Below are 19,334 nucleotides of genomic sequence, written 5' to 3' on the forward strand. Positions count from 1 at the left end.
AACGCGACCCCCAAGCCGCCGCGAGCGGTTTCCCAGAGTACGTCGTGACATATATTGTGTCGCCGAGTCCGGAATCGGCGACCTCCCCCGACTGCAGCATAGGGCATCCGGCACCGCCGTGGAGCAGGCGGGCGGTCAGGCCTTTTTCACCACGCTGGACTTGAGCTGCAGGGCGACACCGTCGATCCGGCAGTCGATGTCGTGGTCGCCCACGCCGTCCACCAGCCGGATGCCGCGCACCTTCGTGCCCACCTTGATCACGGTGGAACTCCCCTTGGGCTTCAGGTCCTTGATCACGGTCACGTTGTCGCCGTCGGCCAGCGGCGTGCCATAGGCATCCGTGATGACGGTGTCCGCGGCCACTTCGGCTTCGGCCGGTTCCGGTGCCCACTCGTGCCCGCAGAGCGGGCAGACCAGAAGGGCCCCCATCTCGTAGGTGAGTTCGCTGGAACATTCAGGGCACGGAGGCAGGGAATCAGTCACCTTCCCAGAGTAGCGGGGGGCCCGGGACACGCAGCGAACGCCGGGTCATCCGTCGGCAGGTTCGCCGGCGATGTTGACCAGCCAGCTCACGCCGAACTTGTCCGTGCACATGCCAAAGGTGTCACCCCACGGCGCCTTCTCCAGGGGCATGGCGGCCGTGCCGCCATCGACGAGCTTGTCCCAGTAGCCGCGCAATTCGACCTCGTCGTCGCCGCTGAGGGACACCGCGTAGGTGTTCCCGGGCGTGAGTTCCATGCTGTTCGGCGTATCCGCCGCCATCAGGGCCAGGCCCCAGTCGGTCTTCAACTGGGAGTGCATGATCTTGTCCTGCTCGGCCGGGTCTTCGCTGGCGTGGTATTCGCCGAAGGTGCTGTGCGTCACCTCGCCGCCGAAGACGGACTGGTAGAAGTCCATGGCCTGCCTGGCCGTGTCGCGAAAGCTGAGGTAGGGATTGAGAACGGTGTGGGTCATGATCGAATCCTCATTCTTCTCGGTTGTCCGGTTTCTGAGTCGATTATCTGCTCGTCCGGGCGTCCCCGCGAGCCCCGGCCGCCGTCACGGCGGCCGGGGAATCACTCGGCCAGGCTGATCGTCACCTGGGGTGTTGTGATCAGGGTGTTGTGCACCGTGCAGTGCCCGGCGACGGCCAGGAGGGCGGCTCGGCGCTCGGCCGGCACGCCGTCCGGCAGCACGAGGCGCACCTCGATGCCGGACACCCGGGCGGGCCTGGACCCCATCTCGAAGCTGGTCTCAACGGCCAGCCCCTCGGTGGGCAGGTCGTGCCGGGCCAGGTAGCGGCGCGCGTAGAACGCGACGCACGACGCAAGGCTCGCGATGAACAGCTCTGTCGGCGTCGGGGCGGTGTCCTCCCCGCCGTCCTCACTGGGTTGATCGACGCGGACGACATGCCCGCGGATGCGAATGTCGAACTTATCCTCGCCGCGATGCTCGACTCGCATCGTTCGCGCGGCCGTGGCCGGCGCCGGCGCTGCCTCGCTCGCGCCCTGGGAGCGGCGCAGCCAGCGCAGGCTCTCCGTGTCACCGAGGAGTTCCAGCCGACGCCACAGCACGCTGCCGGGAACGGCCTGGCTGGCGTGGGCCCGGATCGCCACATTCTGACGTTGGCGCTCGACGCTCACCCGCACGTCGATGTCCTCGTCGGCGTGGCCGATGAACGAGGCGTCGAGCTCCTGGTTCAGTTGTTCCGCCACGACGGCCGGAAGAGTCCAGCCGAGGACCGGCAGGTTCAGGATCTCCGCCGCAGCCAGCGCCGCGGACGTTGCCGCCGCGTGGTCAGGGTGCCCGGTAACGCCGCTCGAGTCGAAGACCAGCAGCCCGTCCGCCCGGGCCGCCTCGGCTGCGCCGACGACGTCCGCGGCCACCTCGGTACGGCCCACCGTGCCCAGGGCGCCATCCGGATAGTGACAGAGAGTCGTTCGGCCGACGCCGAGCGCTGTGGCCGCAGCGTCGAGTTCCTCAGCGCGCACGGCTGACAGGTCGTCCGGGACACCCCGCAGCGTTGAGGCCTCCCCGTGGGTGAGGCAGAGCAGCTCCACCGTGGCGCCCGCGCGGGTGAACGCGGCCAGGACAGCGCCCAGGCCGAACGACTCGTCATCGGGATGCGCCACCACCGCAAGCACCGATTTCCACGCCGGCAGCTGGTCCGCGCTCTCGCCCGTGTTCCTCAGATTGTCAACGTTCATCGTGCTCCTTCACTCCGGGCGGCTTCGTCCCTCAACGCCCACCGGCATAGGGGGCCCCGGCGGGCGCCGAGACTCCTGCCAGCCTACTCAGACTCGAACGTACGCCCAGCCGTCGAATTGCCGTGCGGCCAGGTGCCCGACGGCAGCCGGGACAATCGACACGTCCCGGTACAGCTGGTCGGCTTCCAGCTCGGCCGAGCGCAGGCTGTTGCCGCAGGCCAGCACGCGCACGGCCTGCTCGGCCAGGGCCGACAGTTCGGGTTCGAGGACCGATCCGGCCCGCAGGAAGGCGACGCACGGACCCTGGACGACGAGTTCAATCTGCACGGCCGGCAGGGACGCCCGGGCATTCCGCGCGGCCCGGATTCCGGCCTGGATCCCCGCCGCGTCTGCGCCGCTGACGTGGAGGAGCATTCCCCTGTCGTTCATCGGTGGTCCTGTCCGGACCGCGCCCGCGTGCGCAGGTAGTAGATCCCGGCGACGACGACCAGGAGGGCGATCGCCGCCAGGCCGAAGAGCAGGTTGGACACCCCCGATGAGAGCGTCAGGACAAAGGATTCGGCGGCGAACTGATCGCCGATGGTCAGGAAGCCGCCGAGGCTCGCCGTGCCGTCGGTGAGCAGCAGCAGTACGCCGATCCCGATGGACAGCAGACCCGACACGATCAGCAACCACGAGTTCTGCCACCGTCCGACCTGGAGCATGCGCGGCCTCAACCAGCCGCGTTGGGTGATCTTCAGGCGGTCCCAGACGAGCGCGAGCAGGAACAGGGGGACGGTCATGCCGAGCGCGTAGACGGCCAGCAGAATTCCCCCATACGCGGCATTTCCGCCGATGGCGGCGACCGTGAGGACCGACCCGAGGATGGGGCCCGCGCATACCCCGGCGACACCGTAGACCGCTCCGAGCAGGAACACAGAGGCCGATGACGTGCCCTCTGCCGTTGCACCCCGGGTGAACGCGGGCATCCTGATACCGACGACCTGGATGATGCCCAGCCCGATGATGAGTGCCGCAGCGACCATCACCATCTCGGAGCGGTGCTGGAACAGGAACGCACCGAGCGTCCCGGCCAGGACGCCGATCGGCACGAGCGTGGTGATCAGCCCGAGGTAGAACAGGCCCGTGCGGCCCAGGAGCTTTGCGGGTGTTGAAAATGCGTAGGCGAAGAACGAGGGAAGGAGCATGACCGAGCACGGACTGAGCAGGGTCAGGACGCCGCCGATCAGGGCGCCCGCGTAGCCGATGTCCACTACTTCGCCGCTTCCTCGAGTTCGCGGTCTATGGCCTGGCGGAAGGCCGCCAGGGGCTGTGCTCCCGTGATGGGCGTGTCGTTGACCAGGAACAGGGGCGTTCCGGTCGCGCCAATCGACTGCGCCTCGGCCGTGTCGTCGGTGACGAGCTTCAGGAGTGCGGGGTCGCTCAGGTCGCTCTCGAACCGAGCCATGTCGGGCACGCCGACGTCGCGGCCGATTTGGAGCAGGCGCTCGCGCGGAAGGTCGATATGGGCTCTCTCCGGGGCGTCCTTGAAGATGGCGTCGGTGTACTCCCAGAAGAGGCCCTGGTTGCCGGCTGCCCGGCCGGCCACGGCCGCGTCGATGGATTGCTGCCCGAACACCGTGAGGTCACGCCATTCGAAGCGCACCTGCCCATTCGTCACGTACTCGTCCACGAGAAGCGGCATGGTGTCGCGCGCGAACACGGCGCAGAAGGGGCATCGATAGTCCGAGTACTCCACGATGACGACGGGTGCATCGGTGGCCCCGAGCGCGGTCGGATCACCCTCGATCCGACGCGACATGTCGATCAGCGTTTCGTCCGAGCCCTGCCCACTCGCGTCGCTCGCGGCCGGATCCGTCCCCGCCGTGCCGGACTGCGCCGCGAAGCCGACTCCGACCACGACCGCCAACCCGACAACTGCGAGGATGAGGTAGATGAGACCACGTCGCCGGGACCTGCCTGATGGCGTGCGCTTCGGTTGCTCAGACTCCATGGCTTGCGCCTTCCGGTTGATCGACGGGACTATTGCAATGTATATACATTTCACCGGAAAGGACAACCGTGTCAGGACATCGTGAGGCTGCTGCCAGGCTCCTCGCCGGCGACGGCGCGCACGACGCCGGCCCCCGGCCGCCGCTCTGGCGTAGGATCAGCGCCGATCTCGCGGCTCGCGTTGCCGAGGGAGAGTACGGCGACGGTTTTCCGGGCGAAGTCGAACTCGCCCAGACCTACGGCGTCAGCCGCGGCACGATCCGGAACGCCCTCCGACCCTTGCGGGAGACAGGGTCGGTCACCGCCCAACGCGGCAGGAAGCCTCGGGTGGTGATGGGTGGGCACGGGAGTGCCTTCGGACCCGTCTCCAGCCTGTTCGCGTCGGTGCAGGCATCCGGAATGACCCAGCGGAGCATTGTGCTTGCGCGCCGGGTCGTCACCGATCCGACCACCGCCGCGCTCTTGAGCCTGCCGCCGACGGAGGAGTTGCTCTTCTTGTCGCGTTTGCGACTCGCCGACGAGCAGCCGCTCGCGGTCGACAACGTGTGGCTCCCGGCCCGGCGGGTCGCTGCCCTGCTCGAGGTCGACTTCGCCGACACCGCGTTGTACAAGGAACTGCGGGAACGCTGTGGAATCACGCTGGACGGCGGCCAGGAAGAGCTTCGCGCGGACACCGCGACGGCAGTGGACGCCGAACGCCTCGGCTGCGCCGTCGGCGCCCCGATGTTTCGGATCCAGAGGATCGGCTACCACCAGGGAACCGCGATCGAACTGCGCTGCAGCCATATCCTGGGCGACCGATATGCCGTGACGGCCACCTTCGGCGACGGAGTGCCCGCCGCCTGACCCGCCTCGGCGCCCGCCTGGAACGAGCGGGCGTAGTCTGCGAAGAAATGACCGAGAAAAGCGCCGCTCGTTTCGCTCCGGTGACGCACACCAGCGATTCGATCCCGCACGCCACCACCCATCGGCGGCGCCTGCGTCGGATCGATTCCCTGGCGGGCCTGGCCTGGTTCTCGGTCGCTGTCGTACTGGCCCTCTTCCTGGCGGATGGCGGCGTGTCGTACTACACGAACCTCCGCGACATCCCGACCGGAGCGGGCATCGTCGCGGGCCTCGTGGCCGGCGATCTCCTTCTCATCATGCTTCTCCTTGCGGCTCGCCAGGATCCGGTGACCCAGGCCATCGCCATGATCACCACCATGCAGGACATGCCGCAGGCCTTCATCGCCCTCGCCCTCTTCGTGCTCGTGGTCACGACATCGCTCGTGATCGTGCGCCACCGACTGCCGAACTTTGGCTGGTACTCCGTGCACCTGCTGGCCTATGCGGCCGTGCTGCTCGCTCTCCCCCATCAGTTCGCGCAGGGGGAACTCTGTGCGCGGGTCCGGCTAGTCCGCGGGATCGGCGACGGCACCGGGCTGTTCGGCGGCCAGCTGATCCAGGGCATCAATCCCGCCGGCAAGGTATCCCGCCCAGCTCGGGCCGGAGCGTCCGGGCGCGCCGGTCTCCGCCGCCCAGCGGGCACGGGTGTCCGCGAGGACCAGCCGGCTGCCGGATTCATCGTCCGGCACAACGGGCAGGCGTCGGATGGCCCGTCGCACCTCGGCCAGGGCCGCCGCCATCCCCTCGTAGTACTTCGTGGCGGGCACCGGCGCCCCCCTGGAGAGAGAACAAAGCGACTGGCCGCCAGTAGTGGCGGCCAGTCGCTCGAGCGCCTCGCTTTCGCGGGCGCGGATGGATGCGTTGAGCATCCTCTTACTTCTTAGTTGCAGGTGCAGCGCTGGGCGGGCGGAACGTCAGCCATGACGCTGGCGACGTGCTCGCCGCATCCGGCCCAGGTGATTTTGGCGCAAACATTGCAACGGACGGGACTGCACATAGGTTTCTCCTTCAGTGGTCTAACGGTCAAGACAATCATACCCCCCGGGGTATCAAATAGCCAGCGACACGGCCGGCCTGGCTCGGCAACGGGCCGCTGCGTGCTAGCGTTGAGGCCTACCTTAGGAGTGCTGTGCTAACAGCTTCGTCGATCCCTGTGCGTGCACGCACCCCCCTCCTGTCCTCGCTGGCGAGGGCCTCCGTCCTTGTCGCGGCGCTTGCCATCGCTGTCGTGGGCCTCACCCTCGCTCCTTCGGAGAAAGCGTCCGCACAGGACTTCGCCCAGTGCGACAGCGTCAACAACACCCCGGGCCTGGAACTCATCTGCGACGTGACCGTGGAGAACAACCTGAACCTGACCACCGGGGTGGAGAGCTCCACTGTCACGACCACGGTGTGCGAAGGGGCCAATGGGGCGTCCAAGTGCGGCCCTGCCTCAACCGAGTCCTTCGACACACTCACCAGCAACGTCAGCCAGTGCAACTACGCCCTGAACGGCGGCGGCGGCAACCTGGATTGCACCGTGACCGTGGTCAACAACATCACCGGTGCGGCTGAGAAGGACCAGGCTCAGACCGGCGCAACGGTCAACCAGTGTGTCGGCTCCGCAACCGGCGGCGGCACGGCGATGATCTGCGACCCGTTCCCGGCCGCAACATCCAGCGCGACGATCACGCAGTGCAACGATTCCGCAATCGGCGGCGGCGGCGCGACCGGCGTCATCTGCACCGTGCACCCGTCAACCCAGAGCGCGCTGCTGCCGGTCACGATCAACCAGTGCAACAACTCGGCCAACGGCGGCGGAGCCAGCGTCACCTGCGATGCGACGCTGACGAACAACTTCCTCAGCGGGGCAGCGACTCCCGAGGAGACCACTCCGGTCGCGCCGGTCGCGCCGCTGAAGAACACCCTGCACGACTCCCTGACGGACGGATTCGGCCTGCCCGGCGCCAACGGCAGCCAGGGAACGTTCCTCCTCGGAGGCGGCGTCCTCATGCTGCTCGCCGGCGGCCTGCTGACCGCAGCGTTCGCTACCCGCAAGGCTGGCGCTCGTCGCTAGGAAAGCCCTGCTCGTCGGCACGGCGGCGCTGCTCTGTGCAGTAGCCGTCGGCTGGCTTGGCTTCAGCCTGGCGAACACGGATGCGGGGACTCCCGCCCCCGTCCGCCGGACCCCCGTCGCGGCGGCGCCCTCGGCGTCGCCCACGGGGTCGCCCACGGCAGCCCCTGCCGCCGACCTCGTCATCGCCGCCTCGGCGCCTCTGCGACTCCGCGTCCCCGCCATCGGAGTGGACGGCGCCGTGTCGGAGTATTCCCAGCAGATGATCGACGACCGCGGGGGCTTCGATCCGCCCGAGCTTTCGACCATCTCGTGGGACACGACCATCACCGGCGGAACCGCGGGAACGGACTCGATCAACACGGTCTACCTGTACGGACATTCCTGGGTCGACGAGGCCGTCTTCAACGGCATCAGAGTAATGAAGGCCGGAGACGTTGCGGGCATCGACACCGCCAACGGCACCCTGTGTTACGTCACGCAGAAGACACTCACGCTCAACAAGGCGGAGTACAAGAACAACGACGAGATGACGGATGCGATCCCCAACCGCCTGGTGCTCGTGAGCTGCTACCGACCCGTCGGCTACGATCCGAATTCCGCCACAGTGGAGAACGTCGTGGCCGTGCTGCAACTCGACCAGGCCGCGACCAGCTCCGGCTGCTGACCCTGCTCGGAGCTGACGCAATCACGTCGATTTCAGTCATCTCGATACCCCATGGGGTATAGTCGGCGGAGACAGCTTGACGAAAGGAACATCGGATGTGCCGAGCAGTAACGTGTAAGAAGTGTGGCAAGACGACCTGGGCGGGCTGCGGTCAGCATGTCGACCAGGTCATGCGAGGCGTGTCCAGCGCGCAGAGGTGCCGCGGGCACGAGAATGACCCCGCGCCTGCCGGAAACTTCTTCACCCGGCTGTTCTCCCGCTGAGTCCTCCGGCCGCCACTGCGGCCCGGATCAACGAAAAGCCGGGAACATACCATCAAGGTATGTTCCTGGCTTTTCGTTTCCCCTCTCGGTCTACGCCGCCAGGGGCATCCGTTCCGTGCCCGCGTCGATGCGCAGCGAGTCACCGTCGACGGAGACCGTGACCTGCCCGCCCTCCTGCAGCTCGGAAGCGACCAGGAGATCGGCGATCCGGTCGTCCAGCTCGCGCTGGATCACCCGGCGCAGGGGCCGGGCCCCGTACTCCGGTTCGTAGCCGCGGTCGGCGATCCAGTCGACCGCATCATCGTTCACCGTGAGGCCGATGCCCTGGGACTGGAGGCGCGATTCGGTCTGGCCCAGCAGCAGCCGCACGATCCGGTGCAACTGCTCCCGGTCGAGCTTGCGGAAGAGGACGATCTCATCGATCCGGTTGAGGAACTCCGGCCGCATGGCCTCGCGGAGCTTGCCCATGACCCGGTCGCGCAGCGCCTTCTCAGAACCGAAACCGTTCCCGGCGCCGTCGGTTTCCGTGGTGAAACCGAGGGCGCCGCTCCGACTCGCGAGGAACTCCGACCCGATGTTCGAGGTCATGATCACCACCGTGTTGCGGAAGTCCACCGTGCGCCCCTGCCCATCGGTCAGGCGCCCGTCATCGAGCACCTGCAGCAGCAGGTTGAACACGTCGGGGTGCGCCTTTTCCACTTCGTCGAGCAACACGACCGAGTACGGGTTGCGCCGCACGCGTTCGGTGAGCTGCCCGGCCTCGTCGTAGCCGACGTACCCGGGAGGAGCCCCGACGAGCCGGCTCACGGTGTGCCGTTCGCCGAATTCGCTCATATCGAAGCGCAGCATCGCATTCTCGTCGCCGAACAACGATTCGGCCAGGGCCTTGGCGAGCTCGGTCTTGCCGACGCCGGTCGGTCCGAGGAACAGGAAGCTTCCGACGGGCCTGCGGGCGTCTCCCATGCCGGTGCGGTTGCGCCGCACGGCCTTGGCGATCACCGTCACCGCGTCATCCTGACCGATGACCCGCTCGTGCAGGTCGTCTTCCAGCCGGCCCAGGCGTTCGCGGTCGCCCGCGGTGAGCCGGCTGGCCGGGATGCCCGTGGCCCGGGCGATGATCTCGGCGATCTGCGCGTCTCCGACGACCGCCGGTCCAATCCCGGTCGGTGGCGCCTGGGAGTCCGAGGCATCCGCGACAGGTGCCGACTCGGCGGACGCGATCTTCCCCTGGACGCCCTCCATTTCGTCGCGCAGCCGCGACGCCTCTTCATAGTGCTCCGCAGCGACGGCTGCGCTCTTGGCTGTCTCGAGGGCCGCGAGTTGCTCGCGCAACGCGGCCGGATCGACGCGCACGCCCCGCTTCAGCCGCAGGCGCGCGCCGGCCTGGTCGATGAGGTCGATGGCCTTGTCCGGCAGGAAGCGGTCGGTGATGTAGCGCGCCGACATCTCGACCGCGGCACGGATCGCCTCGGCGGTGTACAGAACACCGTGGTGCTGCTCGTAACGGCCCTGCAGCCCGGCGAGGATCTGCACGGCATCCTCGAGGCTCGGCTCCCCCACCCGTACCGGCTGGAAGCGTCGTTCCAGCGCCGGGTCCTTCTCGACCTTGCGGTATTCCTTCAGGGTGGTGGCCCCGACCACGTGCAGTTCTCCGCGGGCCAGGCGCGGCTTCAGGATGTTGCCGGCATCCATGCCGCCCTCGCCGGCGCCGCCGGCACCGACGACGGTGTGCAGTTCGTCGATGAACACGATGAGTTCGTCCGTGCGAGCGCTGATCTCATCCATCAGGCCGGTCAGGCGTTCTTCGAAATCGCCGCGGTAGCGGGTACCGGCGACCATGGCGGCAAGGTCGAGCGCGATCACACGCTTTCCCCGCAGCTGTTCGGGGACCTGGCCGTCGACGATCGCCTGCGCGAGGCCTTCGACGATGGCGGTCTTGCCCACGCCGGCCTCGCCGATCAGCACCGGGTTGTTCTTGGTGCGCCGCGAGAGGATCTCGATGGTCTGCTCAATCTCATCCGAGCGGCCGATCACCGGGTCGAGTTCGCCCGCGCGGGCCCGCGCGGTGAGGTCCGTGCCGTAGCTGTCGAGCATCGGCGTGTCGGAGTTCTCGGATGCCGCCGGCCGGCTCGTGACCGTGTCACCCGCCTGGTCCTCGCCCGCGCCCGCCTGCAGCGATTCCGGCGTCACCCCGGCGGCGGCCAGGACCTGCCCCGCGGGCGCATCCTGGTTCACGACGAATGCGTAGAACAGGTGCTCGGGGTCGATGTAGGTCGAGCCGAAGGCGCGCGCGACCTGGTGGGCATCAAGCAGTGCGCGCTGGGCCGAGTGCGTGAGCGACGGCGCGGCCGCCGACCGCTGGGCCGACGTTTCCGGCAGACGCTGCTCGACTGCCTTCGCTATGGCCGCGGGGTCCGCCCCGGTGCGCCGGATGGCGTCGGAGGCGGGCGTCTGCGGGGCCATGACCCTGAGGATGTGCAGGGCGTCGACGTCGGGGTGGCCGTGGTCGATCGCGAATTGGGCGGCCTGGGCGAGCACCTCGTGCGTGCGGCGGCTGAGCAGCCGGGTGATGTCGATGGGACGCCCGGACTGAGCCGCGGGCTGACCCTGAAGGTAGCGGGCGATGAATTCGTCGAACGAACCCTCGCCTGACCCTGCCGGACCGAAGAATATGGGCATCTGACCTCCTGGGACGTGAAACTTGAGTTGCCTTGACTCAAGTTAACGTCGCAGGCGGCGTTTCATTCCCGACGCACAATCCTCCGGAACCCGGGACGTGGTTGGACCGGCGGGCCCGGCAAATGAGAAATCGCCCCCGAGCATCCTCGGGGGCGACTTCGCTCATGCTGTGGCGCCTAGGCGATCACCGCTTCGTTCATGCGTGCTCTCATCCCCTGCGCGAGAGTCTCCGCGGCTCGCGTGAACGAGGAGAAGTAGGTCCTTTCCCGCCACCGGTCGAGGCTCATCACCTCGAAAAAGGCTCCAACTTGCCGGATGAAGCCGAGAATCGCCGCAGGAGTCTGCTCCGCAACGCCCTGGGCGCTCACTCGCCATTCGGTCGGGGAGATCTCCACGATTTCAAGATCAGATCCGTTCGCAAAAACATTGCCATCCATGACGCCTCCGGTTTGTTGGTGAAATCAAGTACACAAGATGCCGATGAGGCGAACAAGGGGCTTGACGATGGCGTCACGATCCCCCAAGGTGAGATTTGCTCGCACACTGATGGGGCGCTGGACTCGCGATCCCGGAGCCCTCGAAACGGATGGAGGACCGGGTCATGGCTGCATCCTGGCCCACGTCGATGCGGCCGATCCTCACCGTCACCGTGAACCCGGCCCTCGACGTCAGCACCTCCATCGACGAGGTGACCAACGACCAGAAGCTGCGCTGCGGCCCGACCCGACTCGACCCGGGCGGCGGCGGGGTCAACGTGGCCCGGGTGGTGCAGCGGCTCGGCGGGCAGGCGCTCGCGGTCTATGCCGTGGGCGGTCCCACCGGGGAGGCCTACCGCCAGCTGATCAAAGCCGAACGAGTGCCGGCGGTGGCGGTGCCGATAGCCGGGAGCACGCGAGAGAGCTTCACGGTGGACGAGTCGTCCACGGACAAGCAGTATCGCTTCGTGCTGCAGGGGCCCGAGCTGAGTGAAGCCGAGTGGCGTGCCTGCCTGGCGGCCGTCGAGGAGGCGATCCCGGCGGCCGGGTACGTGGTCGCCAGCGGCAGCCTGCCGCCGGGGGTTCCCCACGATTTCTACGCGCGGGTGGCCAGCCTGGCTCGCGCACGCGATGCGCGATGCCTGGTGGATGCCTCCGGTCCGGCGCTGGCCGAAGCCCTCGCGGAAGGAGTGTTCCTGGTCAAACCCAGCCGGCGCGAACTGGCTGAGCACATGGGTGCGCCGCTCGACTCCGTGCAGAGCCAGGTCGAGGCGGCTTCCGCCCTCGTCGCCCAGGGTTCGGCGGAATTCGTCGCCCTCTCGCTGGGTGCGGCGGGAGCCGTGCTCGCCTCGTCAACCGGGATCCTCCGTCTCCCCGTGCCGCGCGTGCGCGTGCGGAGCACCGTGGGGGCCGGCGACAGTTTCGTCGGCGCGTTCGTGCTGCGGATGGCGCAGGGTCATGAGCCGGATTCGGCCTTCCGCTCTGCCGTTGCCGCCGGAACGGCCACCACGATGACGCCGGGAACCGAACTGTGCCACCGGGACGACGTCGAACGCCTGGAAGCGGAACTCGCTGCCCTGGCGGATCGGACGGCCCAGTCGGTCTAGAAACCGGCCGGCAGCGGCCCGTCGGAGACCAGGTACAGGCGTTGCGTTGACCGGGTCATCGCCACGTACAGGGCGCCGGCGCCGCGCTCGGATGCCGCGACGATGGCCGTCGGATCGACCACGATCACCGCATCGAACTCGAGCCCCTTGGCGTCCCGCGGGGTGAGCAGCGCGATGTCGCGCGTGAGGCCGGCCGGCCCGCGGCCCACCAGGCCGTCGAATTCGGCGGCCAGCGCTTCGTGCAGGGCATCGATGGCGGCGTCGACGACGATCACCGCGAGGGTCCCGCCGGCCTCGAGGGCGCGGTCGCGACGGATGGCCTCGGCGACATCCGTCACCGTCTCCACCGGCCATTCGCTCGCGCGCACCGCGCGGGACGGCGTGATCGGCAGGTCGTGCGCCATCGCCACGGTCTCGGCGACCTGGGCGATCTGGCTCGGGGTCCGGTAGTTCACGGTGAGCTCCTCGAGACGCCAGCGGTCGGCTTCGAGCGACGACTGCAGGACGGGTCTGAGCGCGTCCTTCCAGCTGCCGGCCGACGCCGCCGACGCCGCCTGGGCGATGTCGCCGACGATCGTGAACGACCGGAGCGGACCGCGGCGCAAGACAAGCCGCCACTGCATCGGAGAGAGCTCCTGGGCTTCGTCGATCACGACATGGCCGTAGGTCCAGCTGCGGTCCAGCGCGGCGCGTTCCGCCGTCGTCGCCCGATCGCCCAGTTCGGCGAAGTTGTCGGCGAGCGCCTTCGCGTTGACGAGCCCCTTCACCTTCATGTTCGAGATGGCCAGTTCGGCGTTCTCGATGTCGCGCGCCCGCTGTTCCTTTTGCGCTCGCTTCGCGGCCGCGTCGACGACGTTGTACTCGCCGAGATACTCGGCCGCCTCGTCGAGCAGGGGGATGTCGGCGATCGTGAACTCGGCGTCGCGGGGGCGTTGCAGGAGCGCGCGCTGCTCGGGCTTCCAGCGCGGGGTCAGCTGGGCGAGCCACTGCGGGCGTGCGTACAGGTCCTGCAGCAGCTTCTCCGGCGTGAGCGGCAGCCAGGCCGTGTTCAGGGCCACCCGCACGTCGTCGGCCAGGCGGAGGTCCTCGCGCAGCATGGGCAGGTCTGTGTCGTCCATCGACCGGCCCTGCGCCTGCAGCTGCGCGAGCCACTCGCGAGAGAGGGCGTTCAGCGCGCTCTTCACGAAGGCGACGCGGGCTTCGTTGTGCGGCTTGCCGCCCACCCGGGCGCGATGGATGGCGTTCTCGATCAGCTGCGGCTGCAGGGTCAGCCGGTCGCCGTTGACGATGAGCTGCTGCGGGGCTGCGGGCACACGCTGGCGGGATCTCACCGCGCGGGCGATGAGATCCGCCATGAAGGTCTGGCCCTTGAGTGCGGCCACGGCCGGGGCGTCCTCGCGGGTCGCCTCGACGCCGGGGTAGAGCTGGCCGACCGAGGCCAGTACCACGCCGGTTTCGCCCAGCGACGGCAGGACGGCCTCGATGTACTGCAGGAAGGACGGGGACGGGCCGACGATGAGCACACCGGAGTTCTTCAGACGATCGCGGTGCGTGTAGAGCAGGTACGCCGCGCGGTGCAGGGCCACGGCGGTCTTGCCGGTGCCGGGCCCCCCTTGCACGACGAGGACACCCTTGAGGTCGGAGCGGATGATCCGGTCCTGCTCGGCCTGGATGGTGGAGACGATGTCGGACATGTGCCCGGTGCGCTGCGCGGTCAGGGCGGCGAGCAGGGCACCCTCGCCCTGGTGGTTCGAAGCCGCATCGCGCTCCAGCAGCTCGGCGTCGAGGATCTCGTCTTCGATCCGGATGATCCGGCGCCCCTTGGACAGCAGGTGGCGGCGGGCCCGTGCCCCGAGCGGCGTCGCGGCGGTGGCCTGGTAGAACGCGCTCGCCTGCGGCACGCGCCAGTCCAGGAGCAGGGGGCTCAGGTCTTCGTCGCGCAGGCCGACCCGTCCGATGTAGCGGTAGACCGGTTCGCCGCTCTCGTCGGGTGCGGTCTCCAGCCGGCCGAAGGCGAGGCGGTCGTCCACCTCGCGCAGCTGCACGATCCGGTCTTCATACAGGCGGGCAAACGTGTCGCGCTCGGAACGAGACTGGTGGTTGCCGCCGACATTGAGCATGCGCACGGCCGTGAGCTGCTGCTCGGCCTCACGCTGCAACGCGTCCAGCCGCGCGTACAGCGTCGCGACATAGTCCTGTTCCCGCTGCAGTTCCTGGTCGACCACTCACACACCCCTTCAAATCCAACCTTTGAGTTTACTCGCCTTCGCGCCGAACCCCGGACAGCCCCTCTGCGGGCCGGGTGATTCACACCCCCATCGGTTAAGATTCCCGGGTGCTCCACTCCCCAGCTCCCTTGCGCATCGCACTCGTCAGCCTGCACACCTCGCCGGCCGCCGAGCCCGGCTCGGGCGATGCCGGCGGCATGAATGTCGTCGTGCGCCACCAGGCCGAGGCGATGGCGTCGCTGGGTCACACCGTCGACATCCTCACCCGCCGTTCGTCGTTCGAGGCGCCGGGCGACCAGCAGCTCACGCCCGGGGTCACGCTGCGCTTCCTCGACGCGGGACCGGCCGAACCGGTGGCCAAGGGCGACCATGAGGCGTTCATCGATGAGTTCCGGATACGCATGGCCGCGCTGGGACCGTACGACCTCATCCACTCGCACCACTGGTTCTCGGGCATGGCGGCGCTCCCCCTCGCCCGCCAACTCGGGATTCCGCATGTGCAGAGCTTTCACAGCATTGCCGCCGACGAGTCGACGCCGCTGTCCTGGGGCGAACGCGCGGAATCCGCGGGGCGCATGATGGGTGAGGCCTGGCTGGCCCGGGAGTCGGATGCCGTCGTGGCGATCAGCGACGCGGAGGCGGCGACCGTCGTGGAACGCCTCGGCGGCGAAGCGGATCGCATCGCGGTCGTGCCGCCCGGGGTGGACGGCACGCTGTTCCGCCCGGCAGTCGAACCGTCGCACGGCCGCGGCTACGCCGTCGTCGCCGCGCGCCTGCAGCCGTTGAAGGGCCTTGACCTCGCGATCGAAGCGATCGCGGCAGTGCCGGAGCCTCTCCGGCCCGAACTCGTCATCGCCGGCGACGCCTCGTCCGATTTCGACGGCTACGTGGAGGAGCTCCGGGCGCTCGCCGCCGGCCGCGGGATCGGGGCCGGGGTGCGCTTCGTCGGCCCGCAGCCCCGCACCGACCTCGCGGCGCTGCTGCGCGGCGCCCGCGTGGTGCTCATCCCCTCGCACTCTGAGACGTTCGGGCTCGTTGCCCTGGAAGGCGCGGCGAGTGGCGTGCCCGTCGTCGCCGCGGCATCCGGGGGCCTGCGGGAAGCCGTCGTCAACGGCGAGACGGGCCTGGTCGTCGAGTCGCGCGACCCCGCCGCGTGGGCCGGGGCCATCACCAGGATCCTGGCGGACCCGGGGCTGGCCCGGCGGCTGTCCCTGGCCGCCCGCGACCGCGCCGAACACTTCGACTGGCTGCGTTCCGCCGAAGGCCTGCTGACCGTGTACGCCGCCCTCCTCCGGCCGGGCCCGACCAGCGTGCGGCACACGCTCGCCCGCGCATGAGCATTCTCGACGCCGCGCCGTCGGTTCTGTTCGTGCACGCGCATCCCGACGACGAGACGATTTCAACGGGGGTGCTCATCGCCGAGCTGGTCACGCGCGGCACCAGGGTTTCGCTGCTGACCGCAACGCGAGGCGAACGAGGCGAAGTGGTGCGGGGGCCGCTGTCGGCCCTCGCGGGCACGGATGCGCTCACCCGAGAACGCGAACGCGAACTGCAGCGTGCCGCGGACACCCTCGGCATCGCCCGGCGGTTCTGGCTCGGCGATCCTCCGGCGCGCGCGGACGGCCTCGCGCCTCGACGCTACCGCGATTCGGGAATGACCTGGATCCGACCCGGACTCGCCGGAGCCGCGGAGGACACCGACGACGACGCCCTGGTGCGAACGGCGCTGGGCGAGGTGACGGATGATGTCGCCGCCCTCATCGCGCACCTGCGCCCGACACTGGTGATCAGCTACGACAGCGGCGGAGGCTACGGCCACCCCGACCACGTGCGCATGCACGAGGCCGCGCTGGCGGCCGCCCGAGCCCACGGCACCCCGTTCGCCGAAATCGTGCACACCCCCGGCCTCGAAACCGAGTGGTTCGGCCTCGACGCGCACGTCGGAACCGTGACGGCGGCCTTGCGGTGCCACGCCAGCCAGCTCACCGTCCACGGTTCCGACATCGTGCACTCCGGAGGGCAGAGGGAGCCGATCACGACATCCGTCGGCTTGCGCCTGCTCTGAGTTAGTCGGTGTCGATGTTAGTCGGTGTCGATCGGCTAGTCGGTGTCGCTGGTGCGGCGTTGGGCGCGCTGCTCTGCGGGCGCCATCGCGTCACTCGTCAGGGTCCGTTCCGCGGCCAGTGCAACCGCCACCAGCACAACGGCGCTCACCAGGTGCAGGTAGTGGTCGGCCGTGTTCAGGGCGAGGACGTTCATCGTCGTGTCCACAATGAAGAACCCGACGATGCCGACGACGAGAAGCAGCGCACCGACCGTGCCGTTGGCGATCTTCGCCGCCATCACTCCGGCCAGTCCAGCGATCAGCAGGGCGGCACCCAGGATCAGGTGGGCCACGTTGAGCAGCGGGTTGACCTCGAAGACCCCGATGAGCAATTCGCCGGACGTCGTCATGAATCCGACGGTGCTGGTCACCGTGAAGCCCCACAGGCCGACCAGGATATAGACCGCTCCGAAGATGATCCCGAGGATGCGGTTCGGGGATTTAAACATGAGGTGCCTCCTATCAAAGTCACGATGGATTCGTGAATATTCCGAGGAACACCCCCAGCATTCTCTCGGTTTGCGCGCCCCGCAAGCCCCCTGGCGACGATGCGTCCCGGCCGCAATGCGGCCGGCGTCAGTACTCGTTGTGGGCTGTGCCGTTCCGGGCGGAATGCGCCGCCTTCAGCAGGGCCAGGTTCACAAGCTTGAACACCTCGATGCGCTCGGCACGTCGCTCTTCGTAGTCGGGATCCCGCCGATCGATGGCCAGCCGGATGAGCCGTGCGGACACTGCGTCACGGATCTCCGCGCTGGCGGCCTGTCGGGCATCCTCAACGATGCGGGCGACCTGGGCGTCATCGGCGGCCACGGCGTCCAGGGCGAGGGCGAGCTTCTTGTGCACACGGCGCCGAAGCGCGAATTGACTGATGTCGGCTCGCTCGTCTTCGGTGAGCAGGTGCACCCGCCCGGACCGGGCGAGCACCTTCCTGAGCCCGCGCACGCGTTTGCCGTACTCCTCGTTCTGGCGTGCGAGCACGTGCAGTTCGTGCTGCGCCGCCCGGGCATACCTGGCCGGATCGTAGTCGTTGTGCTCGCGCAGGGCACCGACGATGATGGCGTTCTTCACCGCCATGCGCACCGCGGAAATCGCGATGAGCAGGCCTTCGTCGACAATGCGTCTGACGGGCGGCGGGGCGGCTTTCGAATGTGTCATCGGCAGGTCTCACCCGATCCTACTGCGCCGACACGGTGGGATTCAGTCCGGGGCGGGGACCCGCGCCAGCCGTCGTTGGCGTCGGACCACCGCGATGAGCAGCACCAGGGCGACCGCCTGCGCCGGCACCGTGATCAGGCTCAACTGCGCCGCATCCGGGTAGAGCGCGCCCGCGAACGCGGCGCCCGCGAAGGCGCCGGCGCCCTGGAACACCGCGAACACCCCGTACGCGGTGCCGCGCCGAGGCGAGGGCACCAGATCGGCCACCAGCGCCTTCACCGTCGAGTCCTGGACGCCCATGGCCGCACCCCAGAGAACCACACCGAGCAGCGCCCCCGCCAGTGTCGGGGAGAGCGAGAGCGCCGGGACCCCCGCCACGAGGAACGGGACAACGAGCAGCACCGCTCCACCGATGTGGTCGTAGGCCCAGCCGCTGCCGAGGGCCGCCGCCGCGGCGGCGAGCGTACCGGCCGCGAACACCAGCGGCACAGCGGCGAGCTCGACCAGGTCCGAGTCGATGAGATGGAACGAGATGACGCCGAAGCCCACCAGCCCGAACATGATCAATCCGGTCGAGACGGAGAAGAGCAGGAAGGTGAGCGGCAGGCCGTCCTGCCCGGCGCTCCCGACGGGTGCCGCGGCCCCGCCACGCACCGTGGCCTCGGTTTCGTCCTCCCGCCCGGCAACCGCAGTCTCGTCGGAGACCTGTCCGGGCTCGTACACGCTCGGGTCCGGCACCCGGCTTCGCATCCACAACAACATTGCGAACGCGAGCACTGCGGGAATCGATAGCGCCGCGAACGCGGGCCAGAGGCTCCCGGTCGTGGCGATGAGAGCGGCGACGAGCAGTGGGCCGCCGAAAGCGCCGAGCTGGTCGAACAGCTTGTGCACGGCGAACCCGCGCCCGCGGCCGACGGCGCCGGCCGCGAAGCCGAGCAGGACCGTCTTGGCCGGGGTGCGCACAGCCTTGCCCGTGCGCTCGAGCAGGATGAGCGTGGCGGCCACCGAGAGCCCGATCGCGCCCAGGAACGGGGTGAACGCGAGGAGGGGCACACTCAGCCCGGTCACGGCGTATCCGACGATCGTGAAACCCCAGTATCGGCCGGTGCGATCGACCAGGGGGCCGGTGGCCAGCCGCAGGGTGTAACCGAGGGCCTCGGCCGCGCCGGTCACCAGGCCAACGACCAGGGCCGTGGCCCCGAGCTCGCCGAGCAACGGGCCGGCAACGGAGCGCGCGCCGTCGGCGACCACGTCGACCATGAGGCTGATCGCGCCGAATCCGACCACAACCTGCCAGGCCGTCCACTGCGGGGCTCCCGACTTCACTCGAGGCCTCCGTCCGCCCGGCAAAATGCGCATGCGCATCCTACTCCGGGCAATCATGCGACAGGGGCGGCGAGGCCGGTCGGCCTCGCCGCCCCTGTCGGCGGATCGTTCAGCGCTAGGGCGTGTCTCCTAATTCGTGTAACCAGATGGTGATGGCACGGAGGACGACGCCTCCGCGGTAGGTGAGGGCGAGTTTGTCGTAGCGAGTGGCGAG

At 68.8% G+C, this 19,334-nt stretch carries 19 protein-coding genes; 7 read left to right on the plus strand and 12 right to left on the minus strand.

All coding sequences use genetic code 11. From position 1 onward, the window contains the following. Nucleotides 1-135: 135 nt before the first annotated feature. The 6 genes from E3T33_RS00405 to E3T33_RS00435 form a co-directional block, all read right to left on the minus strand. Complete coding sequence (locus E3T33_RS00405; RefSeq protein WP_092321379.1) at nt 136-483, minus strand: zinc ribbon domain-containing protein YjdM; 348 nt, start codon at nt 481-483, stop codon at nt 136-138. Between the two features lie 45 nt (nt 484-528). Beyond that, nucleotides 529-954: a VOC family protein gene (locus E3T33_RS00410; protein WP_092321378.1), complete on the minus strand. Its 426-nt coding sequence runs from the start codon at nt 952-954 to the stop codon at nt 529-531. A 101-nt stretch (nt 955-1,055) separates the two neighbouring features. Then, entirely contained in the window at nt 1,056-2,186 is a 1,131-nt protein-coding gene (locus E3T33_RS15465; RefSeq protein ID WP_241982770.1) for a PIG-L family deacetylase, read from the minus strand. 87 nt (nt 2,187-2,273) lie between these two features. Further along, on the minus strand, nt 2,274-2,615 hold the full coding sequence (locus E3T33_RS00425) for a DsrE family protein (protein ID WP_092321377.1): 342 nt from the start codon (nt 2,613-2,615) through the stop codon (nt 2,274-2,276). Continuing rightward, the gene (locus E3T33_RS00430) at nt 2,612-3,439 is read right to left on the minus strand and encodes a cytochrome c biogenesis CcdA family protein (protein ID WP_092321376.1); all 828 of its coding nucleotides are present in this window, start codon (nt 3,437-3,439) and stop codon (nt 2,612-2,614) included. Before E3T33_RS00430 ends, E3T33_RS00425 begins: the two co-directional genes overlap by 4 nt. Beyond that, entirely contained in the window at nt 3,439-4,179 is a 741-nt protein-coding gene (locus E3T33_RS00435; protein ID WP_092321375.1) for a thioredoxin domain-containing protein, read from the minus strand. The genes E3T33_RS00430 and E3T33_RS00435 overlap by 1 nt, the downstream gene beginning before the upstream one ends. Before the next feature lie 68 nt (nt 4,180-4,247). Between E3T33_RS00435 and E3T33_RS00440 the strand changes: the two genes are divergently transcribed. The 4 genes from E3T33_RS00440 to E3T33_RS15095 all read left to right on the plus strand — a co-directional run bounded on the left by E3T33_RS00440 (nt 4,248) and on the right by E3T33_RS15095 (nt 7,783). Next, complete coding sequence (locus E3T33_RS00440) at nt 4,248-5,024, plus strand: GntR family transcriptional regulator (protein WP_092321374.1); 777 nt, start codon at nt 4,248-4,250, stop codon at nt 5,022-5,024. A gap of 47 nt (nt 5,025-5,071) precedes the next feature. Then, nucleotides 5,072-5,947 carry a hypothetical protein gene (locus E3T33_RS00445; protein ID WP_134574519.1) on the plus strand — a complete coding sequence of 292 codons (876 nt, stop codon included), beginning with the start codon at nt 5,072-5,074 and terminating at the stop codon, nt 5,945-5,947. A gap of 269 nt (nt 5,948-6,216) precedes the next feature. Continuing rightward, complete coding sequence (locus E3T33_RS00450; RefSeq protein WP_134574520.1) at nt 6,217-7,119, plus strand: hypothetical protein; 903 nt, start codon at nt 6,217-6,219, stop codon at nt 7,117-7,119. Between the two features lie 199 nt (nt 7,120-7,318). Further along, nucleotides 7,319-7,783: a sortase gene (locus E3T33_RS15095; RefSeq protein WP_256332680.1), complete on the plus strand. Its 465-nt coding sequence runs from the start codon at nt 7,319-7,321 to the stop codon at nt 7,781-7,783. A 353-nt stretch (nt 7,784-8,136) separates the two neighbouring features. Here the strand turns inward: E3T33_RS15095 and E3T33_RS00460 are convergent, their stop codons facing one another. Then, nucleotides 8,137-10,725, minus strand: a complete 2,589-nt coding sequence (locus E3T33_RS00460) for an ATP-dependent Clp protease ATP-binding subunit (RefSeq protein WP_134574521.1) — start codon at nt 10,723-10,725, stop codon at nt 8,137-8,139. Between the two features lie 176 nt (nt 10,726-10,901). Then, complete coding sequence (locus tag E3T33_RS00465) at nt 10,902-11,162, minus strand: hypothetical protein (protein WP_092321368.1); 261 nt, start codon at nt 11,160-11,162, stop codon at nt 10,902-10,904. A gap of 164 nt (nt 11,163-11,326) precedes the next feature. Between E3T33_RS00465 and E3T33_RS00470 the strand changes: the two genes are divergently transcribed. Then, nucleotides 11,327-12,307: a 1-phosphofructokinase family hexose kinase gene (locus E3T33_RS00470; protein WP_198417227.1), complete on the plus strand. Its 981-nt coding sequence runs from the start codon at nt 11,327-11,329 to the stop codon at nt 12,305-12,307. On the opposite strand, the gene E3T33_RS00475 is transcribed toward E3T33_RS00470, so the two are convergent. Beyond that, a complete protein-coding gene (locus E3T33_RS00475) occupies nt 12,304-14,532 on the minus strand; it encodes an ATP-binding domain-containing protein (protein WP_092321367.1) in 2,229 nt (742 codons plus the stop codon). The two genes, E3T33_RS00470 and E3T33_RS00475, sit on opposite strands and share 4 nt — an antisense overlap. A gap of 110 nt (nt 14,533-14,642) precedes the next feature. On the opposite strand from E3T33_RS00475, the gene E3T33_RS00480 reads away from it, so the two are divergent. Together E3T33_RS00480 and E3T33_RS00485 are read left to right on the plus strand one after the other, a co-directional pair. Then, a complete protein-coding gene (locus E3T33_RS00480; RefSeq protein WP_241982771.1) occupies nt 14,643-15,872 on the plus strand; it encodes a glycosyltransferase in 1,230 nt (409 codons plus the stop codon). Next, nucleotides 15,869-16,600 (plus strand): PIG-L family deacetylase, encoded by a 732-nt coding sequence (locus E3T33_RS00485; RefSeq protein ID WP_092321366.1) that lies wholly within the window; start codon nt 15,869-15,871, stop codon nt 16,598-16,600. The genes E3T33_RS00480 and E3T33_RS00485 overlap by 4 nt, the downstream gene beginning before the upstream one ends. 35 nt (nt 16,601-16,635) lie before the next feature. On the opposite strand, the gene E3T33_RS00490 is transcribed toward E3T33_RS00485, so the two are convergent. From E3T33_RS00490 to E3T33_RS00500, 3 genes are all read right to left on the minus strand, one after another. Further along, complete coding sequence (locus tag E3T33_RS00490; RefSeq protein WP_092321365.1) at nt 16,636-17,088, minus strand: DUF4383 domain-containing protein; 453 nt, start codon at nt 17,086-17,088, stop codon at nt 16,636-16,638. 127 nt (nt 17,089-17,215) lie between these two features. Continuing rightward, the gene (locus E3T33_RS00495) at nt 17,216-17,794 is read right to left on the minus strand and encodes a hypothetical protein (RefSeq protein WP_092321364.1); all 579 of its coding nucleotides are present in this window, start codon (nt 17,792-17,794) and stop codon (nt 17,216-17,218) included. Nucleotides 17,795-17,836: 42 nt separating this feature from the next. After that, nucleotides 17,837-19,120: an MFS transporter gene (locus E3T33_RS00500; RefSeq protein WP_241982772.1), complete on the minus strand. Its 1,284-nt coding sequence runs from the start codon at nt 19,118-19,120 to the stop codon at nt 17,837-17,839. Nucleotides 19,121-19,334 lie beyond the last annotated feature (214 nt).

It is taken from the genome of Cryobacterium sp. TMT1-2-1 (assembly GCF_004403955.1).
Lineage (GTDB): Bacteria > Actinomycetota > Actinomycetes > Actinomycetales > Microbacteriaceae > Cryobacterium > Cryobacterium psychrotolerans.